Raw genomic sequence first — 20,853 nt, 5'->3', positions numbered from 1 at the left:
GGCGATGAGCGAGCACATCCCTTCCCCCGCCGAGGGGTCCGAGCAGGGCCCCGTCCCCGAGGCGTTCCACCGCCGGCCGTACTCCTTCGTGCGCCGCGGCGACCGCCTCACCGCCCGCCGCCAGAAGGCCTGGGACGACTGGGCGCCCACCCGGGTGCTGGACGTCCCGCGGGTGCGCACGGACACCTCCGTCCACCCGGACCACGAGTTCGACGCGGCCGCGGCCTTCGGCCGCGAGGCGCCCCTGGTCGTCGAGGTCGGCTCGGGGCTCGGAGAGGCGGTCGTGCACGCCGCCGCCCAGGACCCGGCGCGGAACTTCCTCGCCGTCGAGGTGTACAAGCCCGGGATCGCGGACCTGCTGCTCAAGGCGGGCCAGGCCGGCGTGGACAACGTCCGGGTGGTGCAGGCGAATGCCCCCGAGGTCCTGGAGCACATGCTCGCCCCCGGCTCGGTCGACGAGCTGTGGGTGTTCTTCCCGGACCCCTGGCACAAGACCCGCCACCACAAGCGGCGCCTGGTCTCCCCCGCCTTCGCCGAGCTCGCCGCCCGGGTGCTCGTGCCGGGTGGGCTGTGGCGGCTCGCCACGGACTGGCAGGAGTACGCCCTCGTGATGCGCGAGGTCCTCGACGCGTCCCCGCACTTCGAGAACCTCCACCCGGGCCCGCTCGCCGACGACGAGCACCCGGACACGGGCTGGGCCCCCCGCTGGGAGGGACGGATCCTCACGAGCTTCGAGCGCAAGGCCCAGGAGGCGGGCCGCGTCCCGCGCGACCTCCTCTACCGCCGGACGGCGTGAACGCAGCTGCCGGCCCGGAGCGGGACGGCTTCGTCGTCGTGCTCCCGGGCGATCCCCGCACGCGGCCGCTGCTCGAAGGCCTGCACCTCGAGTACGTGGCGCGCTACGGTCCCACGATCGGGGCGGAGGAGATGGCGCACCACCCCGTGGACGACTTCACCGCCCCCGCCGGGGGGCTCCTGCTCCTCCTCGAGGGCGGCGTGACGGTGGGCGGCGGCGCGTTCCGCCGGCACGACGACGTCACGGCCGAGCTCAAGCGGGTGTGGACCGCTCCGGCGCACCGCCGGCGTGGGATCTCGCGGCGCGTCCTGGCCGAGCCCGAGCGGCTCGCCGCCGCGGCGGGCTACCGGCGCATCTACCTCACCACGGGCAGCCGCCAGCCCGAGGCGGATGCCCTGTACCGCAGCAGCGGGTACGTCCCGCTGCCCGGGACCGCCCAGGTCTACCCGGGCGGCGTCTACGACGTGGGCTTCGAGAAGCACCTGCGCTGAGCCGTACCGGGCCGGGGCCCGTGCGGCTCAGCGCTCCTGCGGGCGCGGGGGCCGGTACAGCACCACGGCCTGCGAGATCTTGCGGGCCCTGGGACGGGCGCCGCGGGCCATGCGCACCACGTCCCCGCCGACACCGGCGGCGAAGATCCGCGAGGACTCCTCGGCCCGGTCCCGTGCCTCTTCGAGCTCCTGGGACAGCTCGGCCACCCTCGAGCGCAGAGCCTCGACCTGGTTCTCCAGCTGGAGGATGCGCCGGATGCCCTCGAGGGAGACGCCCTGCTGGGACAGCACCTGGATCTGCTGCAGCTTCTCGATGTCGCGCTGCGAGTAGCGGCGGGCCCGGCCGGGGGCGCGGGACGGCTTGACCAGGCCCAGCCGGTCGTACTGGCGCAGCGTCTGCGGGTGCATCTCTGCGATCTCCGCGGCCACGGAGATCACGAACAGCGGCTGATCGGCATCCAGTGCCATCTCACACCCGTGCCTTCTCGGCCAGACCGGCCCGGGGATCATCGGCCGCGGTCGCCTCGGCGAACGCCCGGACCGCGGCCCGCGCCTGCTCGTCGAGCTCGGCCGGCACGTGCACCTCGACCGTCACGATCAGGTGCCCCGTGCCCTTGGTGGTGCTGAACCCGCGCCCCTTGACGCGGAAGCGCCGGCCCGAGGAGGTGCCGGCCGGCACCTTCAGCCGCACGGTGCCCCCGTCCAGCACGGGCACCTCGATCGTGGCGCCCAGCGCCGCCTCGGGGAACGTGATGGGCACGGTGACCTCGACGTCGTCCGTGCCCTCGACGCGCCGGAAGAAGGGGTGCGGCGTCACGTGCACGGTGACGTAGAGGTCACCGGCCCCACCGGCACCCGAGTGGCCCTTGCCGGCGAGCTTGAGCTTCTGCCCGTCGCGCACGCCGGGCGGGATCCGCACCGTGGTCTCCTGGCCGTTGCCCCGGCGCAGCTTGACCGTGGTCCCGTGCACCGAGGAGCGGAACGGGATGGTCGTCTCCGTCCGGATGTCCTCCCCGCGTGCCGGCGGGGCCTGGTAGCCGCCGTAGCCGCCCGGCCCGCCGTACCCGGTCTGCCCGCCGTACCCGGTCTGCCCGCCGAACTGCGCGAACAGGTCCTCGAACCCGCCCGGGCCGCCCGCCCCGCCCGTGGAGTAGGTGGTGCGACGGCGGCGCCCGCCGCCGCCTCCGCCGAAGATGTCGCCGAAGAGGTCCTCGAAGTTCGCCGAGCCGCCGGCACCGCCCGGGCCGCCGGCGGTGAAGCGCGCTCCGGAGCCCATCGCGCGGATCGCGTCGTACTGCTTGCGCTCCTCCGGGTCGGAGAGCACGGAGTTCGCCTCCGTGATGTCCTTGAACCGCTGCTCGGCCTCCGCGTCGCCCGGGTTCTGGTCCGGGTGGTACTGGCGGGCGAGCTTGCGGTAGGCCTTCTTGACGTCGGCTGCGGACGCGTCCTTGGAGACGCCGAGAATGCTGTAGAAGTCCTTGTCGATCCAGTCCTGGCTGGCCATGACGCCTCCTTTCTGTGGGGCCGGTCGGGGTCCTGCGGAGCAGGGCCCGGTGGTGGTCCTGGGGTCGTCCCCCGGCGCCGCGGCGCCGGGGGACGGGTGGACGGGTCAGGGGAGGCCCGCGGGACGGACCTCCCCTGCCGTCGCCGGGCTCAGGCCCGGACCGGCCTCACTCGGCGACCGCGACGGCGACCTGGGCCGGCCGCACCACGCGCTCGCCGATCCGGAAGCCGGAGCGCAGCACCATCGAGACCTGGTCCGGCTCGACCTCGCTCGTGGGCTGCTGCAGCACCGCCTCGTGGACGTTCGGGTCGAACTTCTCCCCGACCTCCCCGATGCGCACGAGCCCCTGCCGCACGAGGGTCTCCTCGAGCTTGTTCGCGATCGCCGCGAACGGGCCGTCGGTGAGATCACCCGCCTGCCGGGCCGCGTCGATGTCGTCGAACACCGGCAGCAGCGTCTGCAGGAGGTCGCCCGTCACGAACGTCCGCAGCTGCTCCTTCTCGCGCGCCGTGCGGTGCTTGAAGTTCACGAACTCGGCCTGCAGCCGGCGCAGCTCCTCGAGCCGCTCCTCGGCGAGGGCCGCCGCAGGGGAGCCCTCCCCCGCGGCCTCCGGCGCGCCGTCCCCGGACTCCGCGTCCGTCGACTGGGGCGTCGAGAGGATGTCCTCCACCGTCAGGCCCTCCGGCCCGGCCTCCTCGCGGGGGCCGTCGCCGGGGTCCTGCGCGCGCTGCTCGCCGGGGTCACCGGGAACGTTCCCGGCAGCCCGGTCGTCCGCGTTCTCGTCGGGTCCTGGAGTGGGGTCGGGCATGCTCACTTCTTCTCGTCCTCGTCGTCGACGACCTCGGCGTCGACGATGTCCTCGTCACCGGTGGCACCGGTGGCGCCCGCACCCGGGGCGCCCTCGGCACCCTCGGTCTGCGACTGCGCGTAGAGGGCCTCGCCGAGCTTGGTCTGGGACTGCTGCAGCTTGTCGTACGCCGTCTTCACGGCGTCGTCGTCCTCGCCCTCGAGCGCCTGCTTCAGGGCGTCGACGTCCGCCTGCACCTCGGACTTGACGTCCGCGGGCAGCTTCTCGTCGTTGTCCTTCAGGAGCTTGTCGACGGAGTACGCCTGCTGCTCCGCGTTGTTGCGCAGGTCGGCGGCCTCGCGGCGCACGCGGTCGGCCTCGGCGTTGGCCTCGGCGTCCTTGACCATCCGGTCGATGTCCTCCTTCGACAGCGAGGTGCCGCCGGTGATGGTCATCGACTGCTCGGTGCCGGTGCCCTTGTCCTTCGCCGAGACGTGGACGATGCCGTTGGCGTCGATGTCGAAGGTGACCTCGATCTGGGGCACGCCACGCGGGGCCGGAGCGATGCCGGTCAGCTCGAAGGTGCCCAGGTTCTTGTTGTCCCGGGTGAACTGGCGCTCGCCCTGGAAGACCTGGATGGACACGGACGGCTGGTTGTCCTCCGCGGTGGTGAAGGTCTCGGAGCGCTTGGTCGGGATGGCCGTGTTGCGCTCGATGAGCTTGGTCATCACCCCGCCCTTGGTCTCGATGCCCAGCGACAGCGGGGTCACGTCGATCAGCAGCACGTCCTTGCGGTCGCCCTTGAGCACGCCCGCCTGGATGGCCGCGCCCACGGCGACGACCTCGTCGGGGTTGACGCCCTTGTTGGGCTCCTTGCCGGCCAGGCGCTGGACGGTCTCCGCGACGGCGGGCATGCGGGTCGAGCCGCCCACCAGCACCACGTGGTCGATGTCGGACACGGAGATGCCGGCCTCGGCGATGACGTCCTTGAACGGCTTCTCGGTGCGCTCGAGCAGGTCGCGGGTGAGCTCCTCGAACTTGGCGCGGGTCAGGCGCTCGTCCAGGTGCACCGGACCCTCGGGGGTCACGGAGAGGTACTGCAGGGAGATGTTGGTGCTCGTCGCGGAGGAGAGCTCCTTCTTGGCCTGCTCGGCGGTCTCCTTGAGACGCTGCAGGGCGATCTTGTCCTTGGACAGGTCGGCGCCGGTCTTGGACCTCACCTGCGCCAGCAGCCAGTCGACGATGCGCTGGTCCCAGTCGTCGCCGCCGAGCCGGTTGTCGCCGGCGGTCGCGCGGACCTGGATGGTGGAGAAGTCGTCCTCGTCCTTGCCGACCTCCAGCAGGGAGACGTCGAAGGTTCCGCCACCGAGGTCGAAGACGAGGATGAGCTCGTCCTCCTTGCCCTTCTCCAACCCGTAGGCCAGCGCCGCGGCGGTGGGCTCGTTGACGATGCGCAGGACGTTCATGCCCGCGATCTCACCGGCCTCCTTGGTGGCCTGGCGCTCGGCGTCGTTGAAGTACGCCGGGACGGTGATCACGGCGTCGGTGACCTTGTCGCCGAGGTAGGACTCGGCGTCGGTCTTGAGCTTCATCAGGATGCGCGCCGAGATCTCCTGCGGCGTGTACTTCTTGCCGTCGATGTCGGTGGACCACCCGGTGCCCATGTGGCGCTTCACCGAGGCGATCGTGCGGTCCACGTTGGTGACGGCCTGGCGCTTGGCGATGTCACCGACCAGGGTCTCGCCGTCCTTCGAGAAGGCGACGACGGACGGCGTGGTCCGGTTGCCCTCGGCGTTGGCGATGACGGTGGGCTCGCCGCCCTCCAGCACGGACACCACGGAGTTGGTGGTGCCGAGGTCGATTCCTACTGCACGAGACATGGACGTGTTCTCCTTCGGGTCGAGCTGAACCGGGTGGGCCGTACCGGCCCCGTTGGGGTCCCGGAGGTCTCAAGTTCTTGAGTTTTCCTGACTCAAGTCTGCCACGTGAGCCGCCGATGTCAACTTAACTTGAGCCACCTCGACTCAACTCGGGTGCATGGGCGGGTGTGAGATGCCACGCGGCCCTGCCCCTCCGGCAGGGCATCGGCTAACCTGATGTATTTGTGCCCGTCCTGGCGGGCCGCTGACGACACCCCGGGTCCGCCCCGCACGCCACCGAACGCACCGACACGCCACCGCACGCCCCCCGACACCGCAGGAGCCTCCGTGAGCAGCACGCCACCTTATACGCCGCAACCACCGAGCCCGGCCGACCTCTCCCGCCGGACGAAGCCCCGGGAGGTGCTGCGCGAGATCAACTACCCCCACGGCATCCACCCCGCCCTGGTCCCCGGCATCGCCGTCGAGGACCAGAAGCTGCACTACGGCACGGACAAGGTCGTCTTCCTCGTCACCGCCGCGCTGATCGTGGCGTTCCTCGCCTGGGGCGTGCTGTCCACCGAGTCCCTGACCGCCGCCTCCACCGCGGCCCTGGGCTGGGTCACGGGCAACACCGGCTGGTTCTTCACGGCCCTGTCCACGGCCGCGGTCCTGTTCATGCTCGTCGTCGGCTTCAGCCGCACCGGCCGCATCCCGCTGGGCATGGACGACGAGAAGCCCGAGTACTCCTTCTTCTCGTGGCTCGCCATGCTCTTCGCCGCCGGCATGGGCATCGGCCTGATGTTCTACGGCGCCTCCGAGCCCCTGAGCCACTTCGGCGCGGGCGTCCCCGGCTTCGGGGCGGAGCCCGGCTCCGAGGAGATGACGGTCTACGCCCTCGTCCAGACCGCCTTCCACTGGGGCCTCAACCCCTGGGCCATGTACGCCGTGGTCGGGGCGGCCGTCGCCTACGGCGCGTACCGCCGCGGACGTCCCCCGCTCATCAGCCGGATCTTCGTGCCGCTGATCGGCCAGCGGCACGCCGAGGGCGGTCTGGGCCGGCTCATCGACGTGTTCGCCATCTTCGCGACCCTCTTCGGCACCGCGGCCTCCCTGGGCATCGGCGCACTGCAGATCGCCCGGGGCCTCGAGATCGTCGCCGGCTGGGGACCCCTCGGCAACGCCGGCCTCATCGCCATCATCGCCGTCCTCACGGCCGCCTTCGTGGTCTCCGCCGTCTCCGGCGTGGCCCGCGGCATGCGCTACCTCTCCACCACGAACCTGATGCTGGCCTTCCTGCTGGCCCTGTTCGTGTTCGTGGCCGGGCCCACCGTCCTGATCCTGGACCTGGTCCCCGCGGTGTTCAGCACGTACCTGCAGGAGTACCTGTGGATGACCGGCCAGACCGGCGGGTGGGGCGAGGACTCGACCGCCTTCGCCGGTGGCTGGACCGTCTTCTACTGGGCCTGGTGGCTGTCCTGGTCCCCGTTCGTCGGGATGTTCATCGCCAAGATCTCCCGCGGCCGCACGCTGCGCCAGTTCGTGACCGTGGTGCTCGTGGTCCCCTCCTCGATGTGCGTGCTCTGGTTCGTGGTCATCGGCGGCACGTCCATGTACCTGCAGCGCACCGGGACCGACCTCGCCGGCGCCGGCGGCCAGGAGGCAGCGCTCTTCGGCATGCTCAACGCCCTGCCCCTGGGCGCGGTCACCTCGGTGCTCGCCATGGTCGTCGTCGCCATCTTCTTCGTGACGAGCGCCGACTCCGCGTCCGTCGTCATGGGCACGCTCTCGCAGCAGGGCCGACCCGAGGCCAGCCGGTCGATCGTCGTGTTCTGGGGCCTCTGCCTCGGCGGCATCGCGACCGTCATGATGCTCGTGGGCGGCGACGACGCCCTGACCGGCATGCAGAACCTCGTGACCGTCTCGGCCCTGCCCTTCGCCGTGATCGTCGCGTTCCTGATGGTCTCCTTCTACAAGGACCTGCGCAGCGACCCTTCGACCATCCGTCACGAGTTCGGCCTCACGGCCGTCCGCAAGGCCGTGATCCACGGCATCGAGGAGCACGGCGACGACTTCGCCCTGCAGGTGGAGCACGCCCAGGGCGCCCGCGCCGCCGGCGAGACGTTCGACTCCCACGACCCGGCCGTCACCGACTGGTACCGGCGGGTCGACGAGAACGGCGAGGAGATCGACCTCACCGCCGAATCAGCCCCGGCCCGGGACCCCGAGCAGGATCGCGAGCAGGACCCCGAGCAGGCTCGCGAGCAGGACCCCGAGCGCGCCCTCGATCCGGCCGGCGACCGGGCCTGAGGCCCCGTTCTCCGTGCGGCCGTCGCCCCCGGGCGGCGGCCGCACTTCTCGTGCCGGGGCCGGACGGCTTAGACTGCCCGATATGTATTCGATCGTGACCGTGTGCACCGGCAACATCTGCCGCTCGCCCATGGCGGAGCTGGCCCTGCGCCGCGCCTTCGAGGCCGCGGGACTGGCCGAGCGCGTGCAGATCGACTCGGCGGGCGTCAGCGACGAGGAGCTCGGCAATCCCGTGGACCCCCGCGCCCTCGACCTCCTGCGCCGCGAGGGCCTCGACGCCTCCCGGCACGCGGCCCAGGTCTTCGACCCCGCCCGCTTCGACGACCGGGACCTCGTGCTCGCCCTGGACGTCGGGCACTGGCGCCGGCTCCGGGCGCTCGCACCGGACGGGGCCGCCGCCAAGGTGCGGCTGCTGCGGGAGTTCGATCCCGCCGCCGAGGACCTCGAGCACGACGACCTGGGGATCTACGACCCCTGGTACGGGGGCCCGGAGGACTTCGAGACCACCTACGGCATGATCGCCGCCGCGGTGCCGGGCGTCGTCCGCGCCGTCGCCCGGGAGCTCAGCGCCGACCGGGAGCCCGCGCACGGCCGCGCGCAGGACGCCGGACGCGCGTGATCGACATCGAGCTGGAGCTGGACCCGTCGCTCGCCGCGGCTCACCCCGCCGGCACCAACCTGGCGAGACTGCTCCCCTCCCCCACCCGCCGCCCGTACCTCATCGGCATCGACGGGCGCTCCGGCGCGGGCAAGACCAGCCTCGCCGAGCAGCTCGCCGCGGTGCTGCGCCCGGTGCGGGACGTGACGCTCTTCCACCTCGAGGACCTCTACCCGGGCTGGGACGGGCTCGGGCCGGGCCGGCGGACCTACGTGGACGATGTCCTCGTTCCTCTCGACCAGGGCCGGGACGCGGAGTGGAGCGCCTGGGACTGGGTCACCGGCTCCCCGGGCACGCCACGGCTGACCCGTGTGGCGGAGGTCGTGGTCCTGGAGGGCGTCGGCGCCTGCAGCGCCGAGGCCCGGGAGCTGCTGGACGTCTCCGTGTGGGTCGAGCTGCCCACCGCCCTGCGCTACGACCGCGCGCTGAGCCGTGACGGCTCGTACTACGCCGAGCACTGGGACCGCTGGGCGGCCCAGGAGGACGCCTACCTGGCGGAGGACCACGTCTGGGAGCAGGTGGACATCCTGCACCCCGGCCCGGTCTGCTGAACCGTTCGGCCGCACCGGCAGGAGGAGCCGTGACCAGCACCGTCGTCGTCCTAGACGCCGCCCACCCGGCGGGCGTCCTCGCCGATCCGGCCGTCCCGCTCGTGCGGATCGACGACCAGGGACTCACCCGCGGGGACGGCGTCTTCGAGACCATGCGCGCCGTGGACGGGTCCGTGCAGAAGTTCGAGGCCCACCACCAGCGGCTGTCGGCCTCCGCGCGGCTGGCCCAGCTGCCCGTGCCGTCGGCGCGCGACGTGCGCGGGGCGGTGGAGCTGGCGCTCGCCCACGCCGCGCCCGGCGGGGACGGCGGCCTGGGCGCCGAGCACGCCGTCAAGGTCGTGATCAGCCGAGGAACCCCCGAGGACGGCCCGTGGTCGTGGATCGCGGTGAGCCCCGTGCCGGAGACCACGTTCCGGCAGCGCCGGGAGGGCGTGACCGCGGTGCTGCTGCCGCGCGGCCACGCCCCCGCCCAGGACGCCGGCTACCCTTGGCTGCTCCCGGGGGCCAAGACGCTCTCCTACGCGATCAACATGGCCGCCCTGCGCCACGCCCGCTCGCTCGGCGCGGACGAGGCGGTCTTCACCACGGACGGCCGCCGGGTCCTGGAGGGCGCGACGTCCTCCGTGGTCTGTGCCCGGGTGCGCGCGGGCCGCCGTACGCTGCTGACGCCCGAGCCCTCGCACGGGATCCTGCCGGGCACCACGCAGGCCAAGATCTTCGACGCCGCCCGCCGGGACGGCTGGGAGCTCGGCTACGGGCCGCTGTACCCGGCGGACCTCATGGCGGCCGACGCCGTGTGGCTGGTCTCCAGCGTCCGGCTCGCAGTGCCGGTGCGCCGGCTCGACCACCAGCCGCTGCCGGTGGACCCGGACCTGACGCGGCTCGTCACGAACTGGGTCTCCCAGGCCTGATCAGGGCTCAGGCCCAGATGAAGCGGTGCGTGCCGAGCAGGACGGACACCGCCGGGCCCGCCGCGGCGGCCCCGGCGCAACCGGCGAGCACCGCGGCGTCCCGCCAGGAGTACCCCGGGACGCGGGCCCACGTGCGCGGACCCGCGCCGAAACCGCGGGCCTCCATGGTGATCGACAGCCGGGTGGCCCGGCGCAGGGACTGCACCAGCAGCGTGAACGCCTGGCCGCCGAACTCCCGCAGCGCGCCCACCGGACCGCGCCCCGACCCCGCGCCGCGCGCCCGCCGGGCCATCGCGAGGGTGGCCCACTCGGAGGCCATCACGCCCACCAGCCGCAGCGCGGCCAGGGAGGCGAGCACGAAGCGGGCCGGGAGGCGCAGCGTCTGGGCGAGACCGTCGGCGAGGTCCGTGGGGTCCGTGGTGAGCACCAGCATCAGCCCGGGCAGGGCCAGCGCGAGCCCGCGCAGGGCGATCGCCGCGCCCGCGGCCACGGAGCCGGCCGAGATCCCGGTGACCCCCAGGTCGAGCAGCACCGGCCCCGAGTCCTCGGCGAGCAGGGCCGTGCCCCACCCGCTCACGATCGCCGCCACCACCACCGGCCACGCCCGGCGCAGCAGCGCGAGGGGTCGCTGACCGGCCAGCGCCAGGAGCAGCACCTCGCCCAGCAGCACCGTCCCCGACGTCACGGGGTCCGCGCTCAGCAGCAGCACCGCGGTCAGCAGCAGGGCCCCGGACAGCTTGACCACCGCGTTCGTCCGTCCCAGCAGGGAGGTCCTGGCCGACGGCGCGAGCACGGGGGCGCTCACCGGACGGACTCCCGCCGGGCCGGGACGGCTGGCGCGGCGGCAACGGCCGAGGCGGCCGGCGCCGTCGGCACGGTACGGGCAGCCGGCACAGTCGGTGCAGTCGAAGCAGCCGGGTCAGCCGGCACGATCGGCGGCACCGGTGCGGTCGAAGCAGCCGGCGGGGCCGAGGCGGCCGGCACTGCCGGGGGTGCCGCGCGAGCGGCCCCACCCACCTCGGGAGCCCTGCCGAGCGCGAGCACCTCGGCGCCGAGCGCCCGCACGAAGTCCTCGTCGTGGGTCACCACGAGGACCGACGTGCCGGCGTCGATGAGTTCCACCAGCAGGTCCACCAGCTCCGCCCACGTCAGGGCGTCCTGGCCGAACGTGGGTTCGTCGAGCACCAGCACGTCCGGATCCGTGGCGAGGACCGTGGCCACGGACAGCCGCCGCTTCTCGCCGCCGGAGAGGGTGAACGGGTTCGCGTCCGCCAGGTGGGCGAGCCGCAGCCGGTGGAGCAGCTCGTCCGTGCGGCGCTCCCGCTCGGCCGCCGGCGTGCCCGCCAGCCGTGGGCCGTGCTCGAGCTCGGCACGCACGGTGGCGCGCAGGAACTGGTGCTCGGGCTCCTGGAAGACCGTCCCGATGCGGGCCACGAGCTCCCGTCCGCTCCACTCCAGCGGGTCGGGACCCGCGCCGCGGTCGAGGAGCGGGTGGGCCCGCACGGTGCCGCGCACGGGGGCCAGCAGACCCGCCACCGTCAGCGCGAGCGTGGACTTGCCGGCGCCGTTGGGCCCGATCAGTGCCAGCGCGCGGCCGGGCCGCAGGCCCAGCTCCACGCCGGCCACCGCCGTGGGGAGGTCCCGGCCCGTGACCGCGTCGTCCACGGGACGGTCCCGGCGGCGCTCCCGCCGCCGGGCGCGCAGCTGACGCGCCGAGGGCTGGCTGCGCGAGACGCCCAGACCGGCGGTGCTCAGCAGCGGTTCGCGATCCGCTCCGGGACGGCCGGTCGCGGACGGGCCCGCGGCAGGACACCCGGCAGGGCCTGCGGACGCGCGCGCGGGCTCGCGCGTGGCCGGCACCCGGCCGGGCACCCACACCCCCGCCCTGCTGAGTTCCTCGACCGCCGCGCCGAGCATCCGCCCAGGGGGGCCGTCGTGGGTGATGCCCCCGTCGCGGCCGAGCACGACGACACGGTCCACGACCTCGGCCCACACGGCGACGCGGTGCTCCACGACCACGAGTGTGGCCCCGCTGCGGTCGAGGCAGGAGACCACGGCGTCGCGGACCTGTCGCACGCCGGCGGGGTCCAGGTTGGCCGTCGGTTCGTCGAGCAGCAGCAGCCCCGGGCTCATGGCCACGGCGCCAGCGAGCGCCAGGCGCTGTTTCTGCCCGCCGGACAGGGCCGCGGTGGAGTGGTCGAGCGGAAGGTCCAGGCCCACGGCGTCGAGCGCCGCGCGCACCCGCGGCCAGATCTGCTCGTGGGGCACCGCGAGGTTCTCGAGGCCGAACGCGGTGTCGTCGCCGATCCGGGACAGCACCACCTGGGACTCGGGGTCCTGCTGCACGAGCCCGGCCCGGCCGCGCGCCCGAGCCGGGAGCGTGCCGTCGAGCAGCAGCTCGCCGGAGCCCGACTGTCCGTCGTCGTCGTGGAGGACCCCCGCCAGGGCGTGCAGGAGGGTGGACTTGCCGGCCCCACTGGGACCCAGCAGGAGCACCCGCTCCCCCGGCTCCACCACGAGGTCGAGATCGCGCAGCGCCGCCGTCTCCCGCCCGGGGTGGTGCCAGCCGAAGCCGCGGGCCTCGACGCGCGCCCCGCGGGCCGCGGGCGCCGCCGGGCGCCGGACCGTGGGGACGGTCATCGCCGCACGGCCCGCCCCGAGGCGAGGCCCTGCAGGACGCCGGTGGCCGCGAGGGCCCGCACCACGGCATGCATCAGGAGGCCGGCGAGCACCGCCCCGGAGACGGCGGCCAGGACCACGTAGGCCGCCTGGTGGCCCAGCGCCCACTCGTAGTTGTAGACGATGTTCTCGTGGACGCCGAGGAAGATCCCGCTCACGGCGCCCGCCACGGCCGCCGCGAGGGCGTCGAACCGGCGGTAGCGGAAGGCCGCGAAGGCCAGTTCCGCGCCGATGCCCTGGACCAGCCCGGAGAGGATGACCAGCAGGCCGAAGTGGGTGCCGAGGAAGCTCTCGATGACGGCCGCGAGCAGCTCGCAGAACAGCGCAGCGCCGGGCTTGCGGATGATCAGCCCGCCGAGCACGCCGGCCACCAGCCAGCCGCCGACGATCAGGCCCACGGCGGGCGGATAGGCGACCGCGGCGGTGCCGACCACGGGGTAGAGCAGGTTCGACCACGCCCAGAAGACGACCGCGCACACGGCGGCGAGGACGGCGGCCACGACGATGTCGACGACACGCCAGGACGACGTGCGCGATGTGCCGGGGCGGTCGGCGGGACGGTGGGTGGTGGTGTTCACGGTGGGTTCCTCCTGGGCTCAGCGAGCCGTCGGTGCCAGGAGGGGACGGGGTTCGGCGGGCCGCGCCGGTGGCGCGCTCCCGGGGAAACACCCCTGAGATGCTCGACTCCCTTCGCCGGTGCTAACCGGAGCAGGTTCGAGGGTCTGCGGCGATCCGCACTCTCAGCGCCGCGTCGGTCTCACCGGCGGGAAGCGCTCCCCTGTCGTTCAGTGGCACCGAGTCTACCCCTCCGTCGCCCGCTCCGCGCACACCCGCGGGTCCCGGCGCCCCGGTCCCGCCCGCACGGCGAGCACCGCCCCCGCCGCGCCCGCCGCACGGCGAGCACCGCCCCCGCCGCGCCCGCCGCACGGCCCGCGCCACGACGCAAGGGCCCGCGCCACGACGCAAGGGGCCCGCCCGGTCGGACACCGGTGCGGTGTCCGACCGGGCGGGCCCTTTCGCGGGGTGTCCGCCGGGTCTCAGACCTCGGCCTGGCTCGAGGCCTTGGGGTTCTTCTGGGGCTTGTTCTCGATCTCGGCGATCTTGCGGGAGATGCCGACCTTGATGACGGTGCCCACGAGGCCGGTCACGAGCGACCAGATGATGATGCCCGTCCAGGCCTCGTCCGGGTCCGGGTTCCTGGCGGGGGGCGGATCGCCGGTGATGCGCGTCCACGCGGCGCCGAGCACCTTGTGCGAGAGCGCCACACCGCCGAGCGAGAGGCCGGTGCCCACGAGTTCGAGAACCTTGGTGTTCATGGAGTGCTGCTCCTTGTCGTCCGGGGGACGCGGGTGCGCCCTGTCGATCCTGCCCAGCCTAACGCGTCGCCGCCGATCCGTCAGTCTGCTGTCCGTCTGCTCGCCGCCCGTCCGGGCTCGGCGCCGGCAGTCCCGCGCCGGCGCCCTCCCCGGTGCCCTCCCCGGCGCGGTTGAGCACCTTCTGCAGGTCGTCCTGGGTCAGTGTGGTGCGGTTCAGGTGCTTGGTGCGGTAGGTCGAGCGGCCCACCATGTGCGCCGAGACGGGGACCGTGAGCAGCTGGAAGATCCAGCCGAGGGCGATGAGCGGGACCATGACGGGATCGCGGTTCTCCAGGGCGACGGCGGTGAGCATGAGGAGCAGCCCGAAGACCTGCGGCTTGGTGCCGGCGTGCATGCGCGTCAGCAGGTCCGGGAAGCGGACCAGGCCGATCGCGGCGGCCAGGGACATCAGCGCGCCGACCACGAGGCAGACGGCGGCGGCGGCGTCCAGGACGGTGTCCAGCACGGCGCTCACCGCCCGTGCTCGGCGGTCTGGGTGGCGAAGCGCGCCACCGTCACGGAGCCGATGAAACCGACCAGCGAGACGATCACCATGAGGATCAGGTTGTTGAGGTGGCCGTGGTAGGCCATCTCCACGGCCAGGGCGGCCGCGACGATGGCCAGCAGCACGTCCGTGGCCACCACCCGGTCCAGCAGGGACGGGCCCTTGGCGAGGCGGTAGAGGGTGCCCGCGGCGGCCGCGCTGAGCAGCACGGCCGCGACGGCCACGGCGATCTCCATCACGGGCGGTCCTCCTCAGGGGTGTCGGCGGGGGTGTCGGCCGGGGTGTCCCGGCGGGGGTCTCGGCGGATGTCCCTCCGGGTGGCGGCGGGGATCTCGTCCCGGCGGCGGCCCACGATCTGCTGGCTCGCGGTGACCGGGGAACTGATCGCGGCGCTGTCCCGCCGGTCCGCGCCGGCGGCTCCTGCGCCGCGACGCTCGGCCCGCAGGGCGGCGAGCTCCTCCCGTGTGCCCATGATCCGGATCCAGGCGGCCTCCACCTGCAGCGCGGACCGGCGGAAGTCCTCGGCGTCCTGGGCGCTGCGGACGTTGAGCGCGTGGAAGTACAGCGTGCCGGCGGCACGGTCCACCTCCACGACGAGCGAGCCGGGGATCAGGGTCATGGTGTGGCCGGTGGCCGTCAGGAGCAGGTCGGACCGGGTGCGCAGCTGGACGCCGACCACGGCGTTGCGCGCACGAGGCCCGACGAGGATCGCGATGAGCATCACCTCGACGCTCGCCTTGGCGACCTGCCACACGAAGGTCACGGCGAAGACGGCGAACCGGAGCAGGTTGAACCGGCCGGACAGCTGCACGGACGGCAGGTACAGCACCCATGTCACGAGCAGGGCAAGGACCAGTCCGACCAGGAGGTTGCCGGGGCCGAAGTCGCCCCAGAGGGCGCCCCACACGACGACGAGCCACACCAGCAGCGGGAGCTCGACGAGCAGGGAGTTCTTGGGCCGGGTCACGGTGCCTCCTCCACGACGGGCCGCGGCTCGGACGCGGGGTCCAGCACGGCCTCGACGTAGCGCTCCGGGCGGACGAGGTTCTCCGCGGCGTTGTCCGCGAGCTGGAACAGCGGTCCGGCGAAGACGGTCAGGGCCACCCCCGCGGCGACGAGGGCCGAGGCCCCACCGAGCATCGAGGGGGACATCAGGCGCACGTCGCCCTTGCCCGCGAACCGGCCCGCCTGGTGGTCGACGGCGCCCGAGGTGAGCAGGAACCGGGAGCCGGCGGGCACCGGGGCCAGCAGGATCGGGTCCGGGTACTCCGCGTCCTCCGGCGCGCGCAGGAACACGCGGTTCCACACCCGGATCATGGCGAGCAGGGTCAGGAGGGACACCGCCACGGACCCCGCGACGAGGGCGTAGGCCAGCCCGTCCCCCTGGTTGACGCCGGCTTGCAGCAGACCGGTCTTGCCCAGGAATCCGGAGAACGGCGGGATCCCCCCGAGGTTGAGCGCGGGCACGAGGTACAGCAGCGCGAGCAGCGGGGAGATCTTGGCCATCCCCGCCAGCCGGTCCACGTTGGTGGAACCGCCGCGGCGCTCGATCAGCCCCGCCACGAGGAACAGGCTCGTCTGGATCACGATGTGGTGGGCCACGTAGTAGACCGTGGCGGAGAGCGCCTCCTGGGTGCCCACGGCCACGCCGAAGATCATGTACCCGATGTGGCTGATCAGGGTGAAGGAGAGCATGCGCTTGATGTCGATCTGCGCGAGCGCGCCCAGGATGCCGACCACCATGGTGAGCAGCGCCACCCACATCAGGAGGCCGTCGAGCCGGTCCCCGGGGAAGAGCACGGTCTCGGTGCGGATGATCGAGTACACGCCCACCTTGGTCAGCAGGCCGGCGAACACGGCGGTGACGGGCGCGGAGGCGGTCGGGTAGGAGTCCGGGAGCCAGAAGGACAGCGGGAAGACGGCGGCCTTGATGCCGAACGCGATGAGCAGCATCAGGTGCAGCTGCATCTGGGTGCCCACCGGCAGCCCCTCGAGCTTGACCGAGAGGTCGGCCATGTTGATGGTGCCCGTGGCCGCGTAGATCATCGCGATGGTGATCAGGAACAGCACGGAGGAGATCACCGAGACCACCACGTACGTCACGCCGGTGCGGATCCGCTGGACGGTCCCGCCCATCGTCATGAGCACGTAGGACGCGGTCAGCAGGATCTCGAAGCCCACGTAGAGGTTGAAGAGGTCCCCGGCGAGGAAGGCGTTCGACACCCCCGCCACAAGGATCAGGAAGGAGGGGTGGAAGATCGAGATCGGCCCCTCCTCGTCGCCGTCGGCCACGCCCTGCCCGCTGGCGTAGACGAGCACGGCGAGCGAGACGACCGTGGAGACCACGAGCATCAGCGACGAGAGCTGGTCCACGACCATGACGATGCCCCAGGGCGCCTCCCAGCCGCCGAGGTGGACGGCCTGCGGACCGAGGTTCCACGTGGTCCCGAGCACGAGGACCTCGACCACGAGGGTGAGCACGAGCGAGCCGATCGCCACGGTCCGCTGGAGGGCGTTGCGCCGCAGCAGCAGGAGGCTCAGGGCCGCGCCGAGGAACGGGATGATGACGGCCAGCGGGGCGAGCTGGGCGAAGTTGACGGTCATCGTCTCCCGCCCCACTCCTCGATGCCGCGCACACCCGGGGCCTCGAGGGACTCCTCCGGGTCCCAGCGGCGGGGCGCCTCGTCGAACTCGGTGGTGTCGGCGGGGACCTCGGCGTCGTCCTCCACGTCGTAGGAGGACTGCCGTGCCACGCGCCGGTCCTCGACGTCGTCCTGGATCTCGTCCCGGCGCCCGAGCACCCAGGAGCGGTAGATCATGCCCAGGAGGAACGCGGTGACCGCGAGGGAGATCACGATGGCGGTGAGGATGAGGGCCTGGGGCAGCGGATCGCTGTACTCCTCCGCGGCGATCGACCCGTCGTACAGGGGGGCGAGCCCGGCGGCCCCGCCGGCGTGCAGGATCAGCAGGTTCGTGCCGTTGGTCAGCAGCATCAGCCCGAGCAGCACGCGGGTGAGCGAGCGCTCGAGCAGCAGGTACACGCCCACGGCGTAGAGCACGCCCATCACGACCAGCAGGGTCAGGTTCACGGTCATCGGTGCTCGTTCCCTCCGTCGGGGGCGGTCCGGAAGGCCGGGGTCGGCGACGTCGCGGACGAGACCGCGGTCGCTCCCGCGGGGGAGCCGGCGGCGACCTTCCGCTGCCGCGTGACACGGATGCGCGTGCCGCGCCCCGGGGCGCGCCGCCGCCGCCGGACCGCGTCCTCCTCGATCCGCTCGTCGATGCGCCCGCCGAGCGAGCGCAGGATGTCGAGGATGAGCCCCACCACGATGAGGTAGACCGCGATGTCGAAGACCAGGGCGGTCACGAACTTCTCGGCCCCGAAGACCGGCAGCTCGGCCTCGAAGGTGTAGCTCTGCATCACCGATCCGCCGAAGAACACCGGGGTGACGGCGTAGAGCGCGGCGAGCGCCAGGCCGGTCCCCAGCATCGTGCCCGCGTTGATCGGGGTGGCCAGCTCGAGCTCGTACCGCCCGCCCGCCAGGTAGCGCACGGTCAGGGCGAGACCCGCCATGAGGCCGCCCGCGAACCCGCCGCCGGGGTCGTTGTGCCCGGCGACCAGCAGGTAGAGCGAGACCATCATGAACGTGTGGAACAGCAGTCGGGTGACCACCTCGAAGACGATCGAGCGGCGCTCGGGGGCCAGTGTCCTGCCGGCGAGCAGGTAGGGGTCCTCCAGGTCGTCGTCGCGGCGCGCGAGACCGGCCTCCAGGGGCTGGCCGCCGGGCGAGACGGCCGCGGCGTTGCGCCGCCTGATCACCCGCAGTTGGTCGGTCGTGGGATCGTCCCCGGAGCGGACGATGCGGTCGCCGCGGCCCGTGACAAAGATCAGGGAGGCCACGCCGGTGGCGGCCAGCACGAGCACGGAGATCTCCCCGAACGTGTCCCACGCGCGGATGTCCACGAGGATCACGTTGACCACGTTCTGGCCGTCGCCGAGCTCGTAGGCCATCCGCGGCAGCTCCAGGGAGGTCGGGTCGGCCGTGCGGGAGGAGATGCTGAACGCCGCGAGCGCCATCATGAACAGCCCGAAGGTCACCGCGATGGTGCCGCGCAGCAGACGGCGCCCGGCCGGGTTGCGGTGCCACAGCGGGGCCGGCAGCGAGCGCAGGGCGAGCACGAACGCCACGAGCAGCACGGTCTCCACGAGCGTCTGCGTCAGGGCCAGGTCGGGCGCGCCCTGCAGGGCGAAGATGAGCGCCAGCCCGTACCCGGTGACCGACACGAGCAGCACCGCGAGGAAGCGCTTGGTGGCCAGCGGCACCAGCAGGGCCGCCACCACCATGGCCGCGCCCGCGATGAGCTGGGCCGGGCCGTCGGAGACCCGCAGCGTGCCCAGGGGCGGGGTCTCCTCCATGACCAGCGCCACGAGCGGCACGACGATCGCCGTGATCAGGATGACCGAGAGGTAGAACATCAGCGAGCCACGCTGGGTGCGGCCGGTGATCCACACGGCGGCGAGGTCCAGGACGTTGACGGCCCGCCGGTAGAGGAGCTCACCCGCGGGCAGGGACGGCAGGGCCCGCTGCAGGCCGGCGACGCGGCGGCGCCCGAGGTGGATCAGGAGCCCGCCCGCGATGATCACGGCGGAGAGGCCGAGGGCGGGGGTGGGACCGTGCCACAGCGCCAGGTAGAACTCGTGCTCCTCCGTGACCGGGAACTGCTCGACGTAGGGCTGCAGCATGGCATTGACCGGCTGGGGCCACAGGCCGAAGACCACGGTGAGCACGGAGAGCGCGAGGGGCGCGGCGAGGAACGCGGGCTCGACGCGCTGCATGTCGCTGATCACGGCCTTGCCGCCGACCCCGGCGTCGAGCTCGGAGAACCCGGCGGACTTCTGGGCGAACCCGCCCCACACGAACCGGGCGCTGTAGGCGAAGGTCAGGACGGAGCCGACGACGAGCCCGGCCAGCACCGTCATCCCGGCCGTGCTGTCCACGTCGTGGGCGAACGCGGTCAGCACGGACTCCTTGGCCACGAACCCGGCCAGCGGCGGCAGGCCCGCCATGGACGCCGCGGCCACGAGCGAGACGGCGAACAGCACCGGCACGCGGCCGGCGAGCCCCGACAGGCGGCGGATGTCGCGGGTGCCCGCCCGGTGATCGATGATCCCGACCACGAGGAACAGCGTCGCCTTGAACAGCCCGTGCGCGAGGAGCATGGCCAGGCCCGCCTGCGCCGTGTCCGCCGAGCCGCGGCCCACGATCACCACGAGGAAGCCGAGCTGGCTGACGGTGCCGTAGGCGAGGATCAGCTTCAGGTCGTACTGCTTCAGGGCCGCCCAGCCGCCGAAGAGCATGGTGCCCAGTCCCAGCACCGTGACGGTCGGCTGCCACAGCGCCGTCTCGGCGAAGCCGGGGGCGAAGCGGGCCACCAGGTAGACACCGGCCTTGACCATCGCGGCGGCGTGCAGGTACGCGGACACCGGGGTGGGCGCGGCCATCGCGGCCGGCAGCCAGAAGTGCAGGGGGATCAGCGCGGACTTCGTCACGGCCCCCACGAGGAGCAGGAGCACCGCCACGTCCACCACGGTGCCGCGCTGGGCCAGCTCGGGGGCCGCCGCGAGCACCTCGGAGATGCGGTAGGTGCCCGCGGTCTGGCCTAGCATCACGATGCCGACCAGCATGGCCAGACCACCGGCGGTGGTGAGCACCAGGGCCTGCAGGGCCGCCCGCCGGGCGGACAGGCGGGTGCGGCTGTAGCTGATGAGCAGGAACGACAGGACGGTGGTGATCTCCCAGAAGACGAACAGCACCAGCATGTCGTCGGCGGTCACCAGTCCGAACATGGCACCCGCGAAGGCGAGCAGCTGCGCGCCGAAGCCGCCGATGCCGCTCGCCCCGGACTTGAAGTAGCGGGCGCAGTAGAACAGCACCAGCGAGCCCACGCCGAGCACGAGCAGGGACATCGTCCACGCGAGGGCGTCCATCCGCAGGACCAGGTCCAGGTGCAGGGACGGGATCCACTCACCGCCCTCGGTCCAGCCGCGCTCGGGTCCGTACACCCGCGGGGCGGAGGCCAGCAGCCACAGGAAGCCGGCGAGCGGAACCGCCGCCAGGAGGTAGAAGGCGCTGCGTCCCATCCGCGCGAACAGCAGGGGCGCGACCGCGGCCACCGCTGCGTGGAGCAGGAGCACAGCGGTCATCAGGCGCCTCCGGGGGTCGGGGAAGGGAACGGCGGGCGGGCGTCGTGGAGCCCGGACGCGGGCACGGAGGACCTGTGCGAGCACGGGGTGGCCGGGGCGCACCCGGGGAATCCAGCCTATCAAAGCGGTGCTGCCGCCCCGCGTGCTCGCATGCCCGCGGACGCTGCCCAGGCCCTGCCGTTCCCGGCCGGCGCCCCGGCCGGAGGAGCCCGCTGCGGGGTGTCGGCCGGGCTGACACCCTC

General features: G+C 73.1%; 20 protein-coding genes and 1 riboswitch. Of the genes, 6 read left to right on the top strand and 14 right to left on the bottom strand.

Annotated features, from left to right (window positions below):
- Positions 1–4 precede the first annotated feature (4 nt).
- Positions 5–796 carry a tRNA (guanosine(46)-N7)-methyltransferase TrmB gene (gene trmB / locus ABD220_RS16685; protein ID WP_344124510.1) on the top strand — a complete coding sequence of 264 codons (792 nt, stop codon included), beginning with the start codon at positions 5–7 and terminating at the stop codon, positions 794–796.
- Complete coding sequence (locus ABD220_RS16680) at positions 793–1,287, top strand: GNAT family N-acetyltransferase (RefSeq protein WP_344124509.1); 495 nt, start codon at positions 793–795, stop codon at positions 1,285–1,287. Before trmB ends, ABD220_RS16680 begins: the two co-directional genes overlap by 4 nt.
- 27 nt (positions 1,288–1,314) lie before the next feature.
- Here the strand turns inward: ABD220_RS16680 and ABD220_RS16675 are convergent, their stop codons facing one another.
- The 4 genes from ABD220_RS16675 to dnaK all read right to left on the bottom strand — a co-directional run bounded on the left by ABD220_RS16675 (position 1,315) and on the right by dnaK (position 5,458).
- A complete protein-coding gene (locus ABD220_RS16675; protein ID WP_344124507.1) occupies positions 1,315–1,755 on the bottom strand; it encodes a heat shock protein transcriptional repressor HspR in 441 nt (146 codons plus the stop codon).
- Position 1,756: 1 nt separating this feature from the next.
- Positions 1,757–2,791 (bottom strand): DnaJ C-terminal domain-containing protein, encoded by a 1,035-nt coding sequence (locus ABD220_RS16670; RefSeq protein WP_344124506.1) that lies wholly within the window; start codon positions 2,789–2,791, stop codon positions 1,757–1,759.
- Between the two features lie 166 nt (positions 2,792–2,957).
- The gene (locus ABD220_RS16665; protein WP_425552578.1) at positions 2,958–3,599 is read right to left on the bottom strand and encodes a nucleotide exchange factor GrpE; all 642 of its coding nucleotides are present in this window, start codon (positions 3,597–3,599) and stop codon (positions 2,958–2,960) included.
- A 2-nt stretch (positions 3,600–3,601) separates the two neighbouring features.
- On the bottom strand, positions 3,602–5,458 hold the full coding sequence (gene dnaK, locus ABD220_RS16660; protein ID WP_344124501.1) for a molecular chaperone DnaK: 1,857 nt from the start codon (positions 5,456–5,458) through the stop codon (positions 3,602–3,604).
- Between the two features lie 327 nt (positions 5,459–5,785).
- Here dnaK and ABD220_RS16655 point away from each other — a divergent pair, with 327 nt between their 5' ends.
- The 4 genes from ABD220_RS16655 (at position 5,786) to ABD220_RS16640 (ending at position 9,867) form a co-directional block, all read left to right on the top strand.
- Positions 5,786–7,747 carry a BCCT family transporter gene (locus ABD220_RS16655; protein ID WP_344124499.1) on the top strand — a complete coding sequence of 654 codons (1,962 nt, stop codon included), beginning with the start codon at positions 5,786–5,788 and terminating at the stop codon, positions 7,745–7,747.
- 82 nt (positions 7,748–7,829) lie between these two features.
- Positions 7,830–8,366 (top strand): low molecular weight protein-tyrosine-phosphatase, encoded by a 537-nt coding sequence (locus tag ABD220_RS16650; RefSeq protein ID WP_344124498.1) that lies wholly within the window; start codon positions 7,830–7,832, stop codon positions 8,364–8,366.
- Positions 8,363–8,956 carry a uridine kinase family protein gene (locus tag ABD220_RS16645; RefSeq protein ID WP_344124496.1) on the top strand — a complete coding sequence of 198 codons (594 nt, stop codon included), beginning with the start codon at positions 8,363–8,365 and terminating at the stop codon, positions 8,954–8,956. The genes ABD220_RS16650 and ABD220_RS16645 overlap by 4 nt, the downstream gene beginning before the upstream one ends.
- A gap of 29 nt (positions 8,957–8,985) precedes the next feature.
- Positions 8,986–9,867, top strand: coding sequence for an aminotransferase class IV (locus tag ABD220_RS16640; RefSeq protein WP_344124494.1), 882 nt, complete (start codon positions 8,986–8,988; stop codon positions 9,865–9,867).
- Positions 9,868–9,874: 7 nt separating this feature from the next.
- On the opposite strand, the gene ABD220_RS16635 is transcribed toward ABD220_RS16640, so the two are convergent.
- The 10 genes from ABD220_RS16635 to ABD220_RS16590 form a co-directional block, all read right to left on the bottom strand.
- Positions 9,875–10,672, bottom strand: coding sequence for an energy-coupling factor transporter transmembrane component T family protein (locus tag ABD220_RS16635; RefSeq protein ID WP_344124492.1), 798 nt, complete (start codon positions 10,670–10,672; stop codon positions 9,875–9,877).
- The gene (locus tag ABD220_RS16630; RefSeq protein WP_344124491.1) at positions 10,669–12,507 is read right to left on the bottom strand and encodes an ABC transporter ATP-binding protein; all 1,839 of its coding nucleotides are present in this window, start codon (positions 12,505–12,507) and stop codon (positions 10,669–10,671) included. Before ABD220_RS16630 ends, ABD220_RS16635 begins: the two co-directional genes overlap by 4 nt.
- Positions 12,504–13,124 carry an ECF transporter S component gene (locus ABD220_RS16625; RefSeq protein ID WP_344124489.1) on the bottom strand — a complete coding sequence of 207 codons (621 nt, stop codon included), beginning with the start codon at positions 13,122–13,124 and terminating at the stop codon, positions 12,504–12,506. Before ABD220_RS16625 ends, ABD220_RS16630 begins: the two co-directional genes overlap by 4 nt.
- Before the next feature lie 90 nt (positions 13,125–13,214).
- Positions 13,215–13,336: riboswitch (TPP riboswitch) on the bottom strand.
- Between the two features lie 247 nt (positions 13,337–13,583).
- Positions 13,584–13,862: a DUF4235 domain-containing protein gene (locus ABD220_RS16620; RefSeq protein WP_344124488.1), complete on the bottom strand. Its 279-nt coding sequence runs from the start codon at positions 13,860–13,862 to the stop codon at positions 13,584–13,586.
- A 58-nt stretch (positions 13,863–13,920) separates the two neighbouring features.
- Positions 13,921–14,376, bottom strand: a complete 456-nt coding sequence (gene mnhG, locus ABD220_RS16615) for a monovalent cation/H(+) antiporter subunit G (RefSeq protein ID WP_344124487.1) — start codon at positions 14,374–14,376, stop codon at positions 13,921–13,923.
- Positions 14,373–14,645, bottom strand: coding sequence for an MrpF/PhaF family protein (locus ABD220_RS16610; protein WP_344124485.1), 273 nt, complete (start codon positions 14,643–14,645; stop codon positions 14,373–14,375). The genes mnhG and ABD220_RS16610 overlap by 4 nt, the downstream gene beginning before the upstream one ends.
- Entirely contained in the window at positions 14,642–15,373 is a 732-nt protein-coding gene (locus ABD220_RS16605) for a Na+/H+ antiporter subunit E (RefSeq protein ID WP_344124484.1), read from the bottom strand. Before ABD220_RS16605 ends, ABD220_RS16610 begins: the two co-directional genes overlap by 4 nt.
- Positions 15,370–17,010: a Na+/H+ antiporter subunit D gene (locus tag ABD220_RS16600; protein ID WP_344124482.1), complete on the bottom strand. Its 1,641-nt coding sequence runs from the start codon at positions 17,008–17,010 to the stop codon at positions 15,370–15,372. The genes ABD220_RS16605 and ABD220_RS16600 overlap by 4 nt, the downstream gene beginning before the upstream one ends.
- On the bottom strand, positions 17,007–17,501 hold the full coding sequence (locus ABD220_RS16595) for a Na(+)/H(+) antiporter subunit C (protein ID WP_344124480.1): 495 nt from the start codon (positions 17,499–17,501) through the stop codon (positions 17,007–17,009). Before ABD220_RS16595 ends, ABD220_RS16600 begins: the two co-directional genes overlap by 4 nt.
- On the bottom strand, positions 17,498–20,611 hold the full coding sequence (locus tag ABD220_RS16590) for a Na+/H+ antiporter subunit A (RefSeq protein WP_344124478.1): 3,114 nt from the start codon (positions 20,609–20,611) through the stop codon (positions 17,498–17,500). The genes ABD220_RS16595 and ABD220_RS16590 overlap by 4 nt, the downstream gene beginning before the upstream one ends.
- Positions 20,612–20,853 lie beyond the last annotated feature (242 nt).

The organism is Kocuria aegyptia, assembly GCF_039530085.1.
In the GTDB taxonomy this organism is placed as follows: domain Bacteria; phylum Actinomycetota; class Actinomycetes; order Actinomycetales; family Micrococcaceae; genus Kocuria; species Kocuria aegyptia.
The sequence above is the reverse complement of the archived record's forward strand: the minus strand, read 5'-3'. Positions and strand labels throughout refer to the sequence as shown.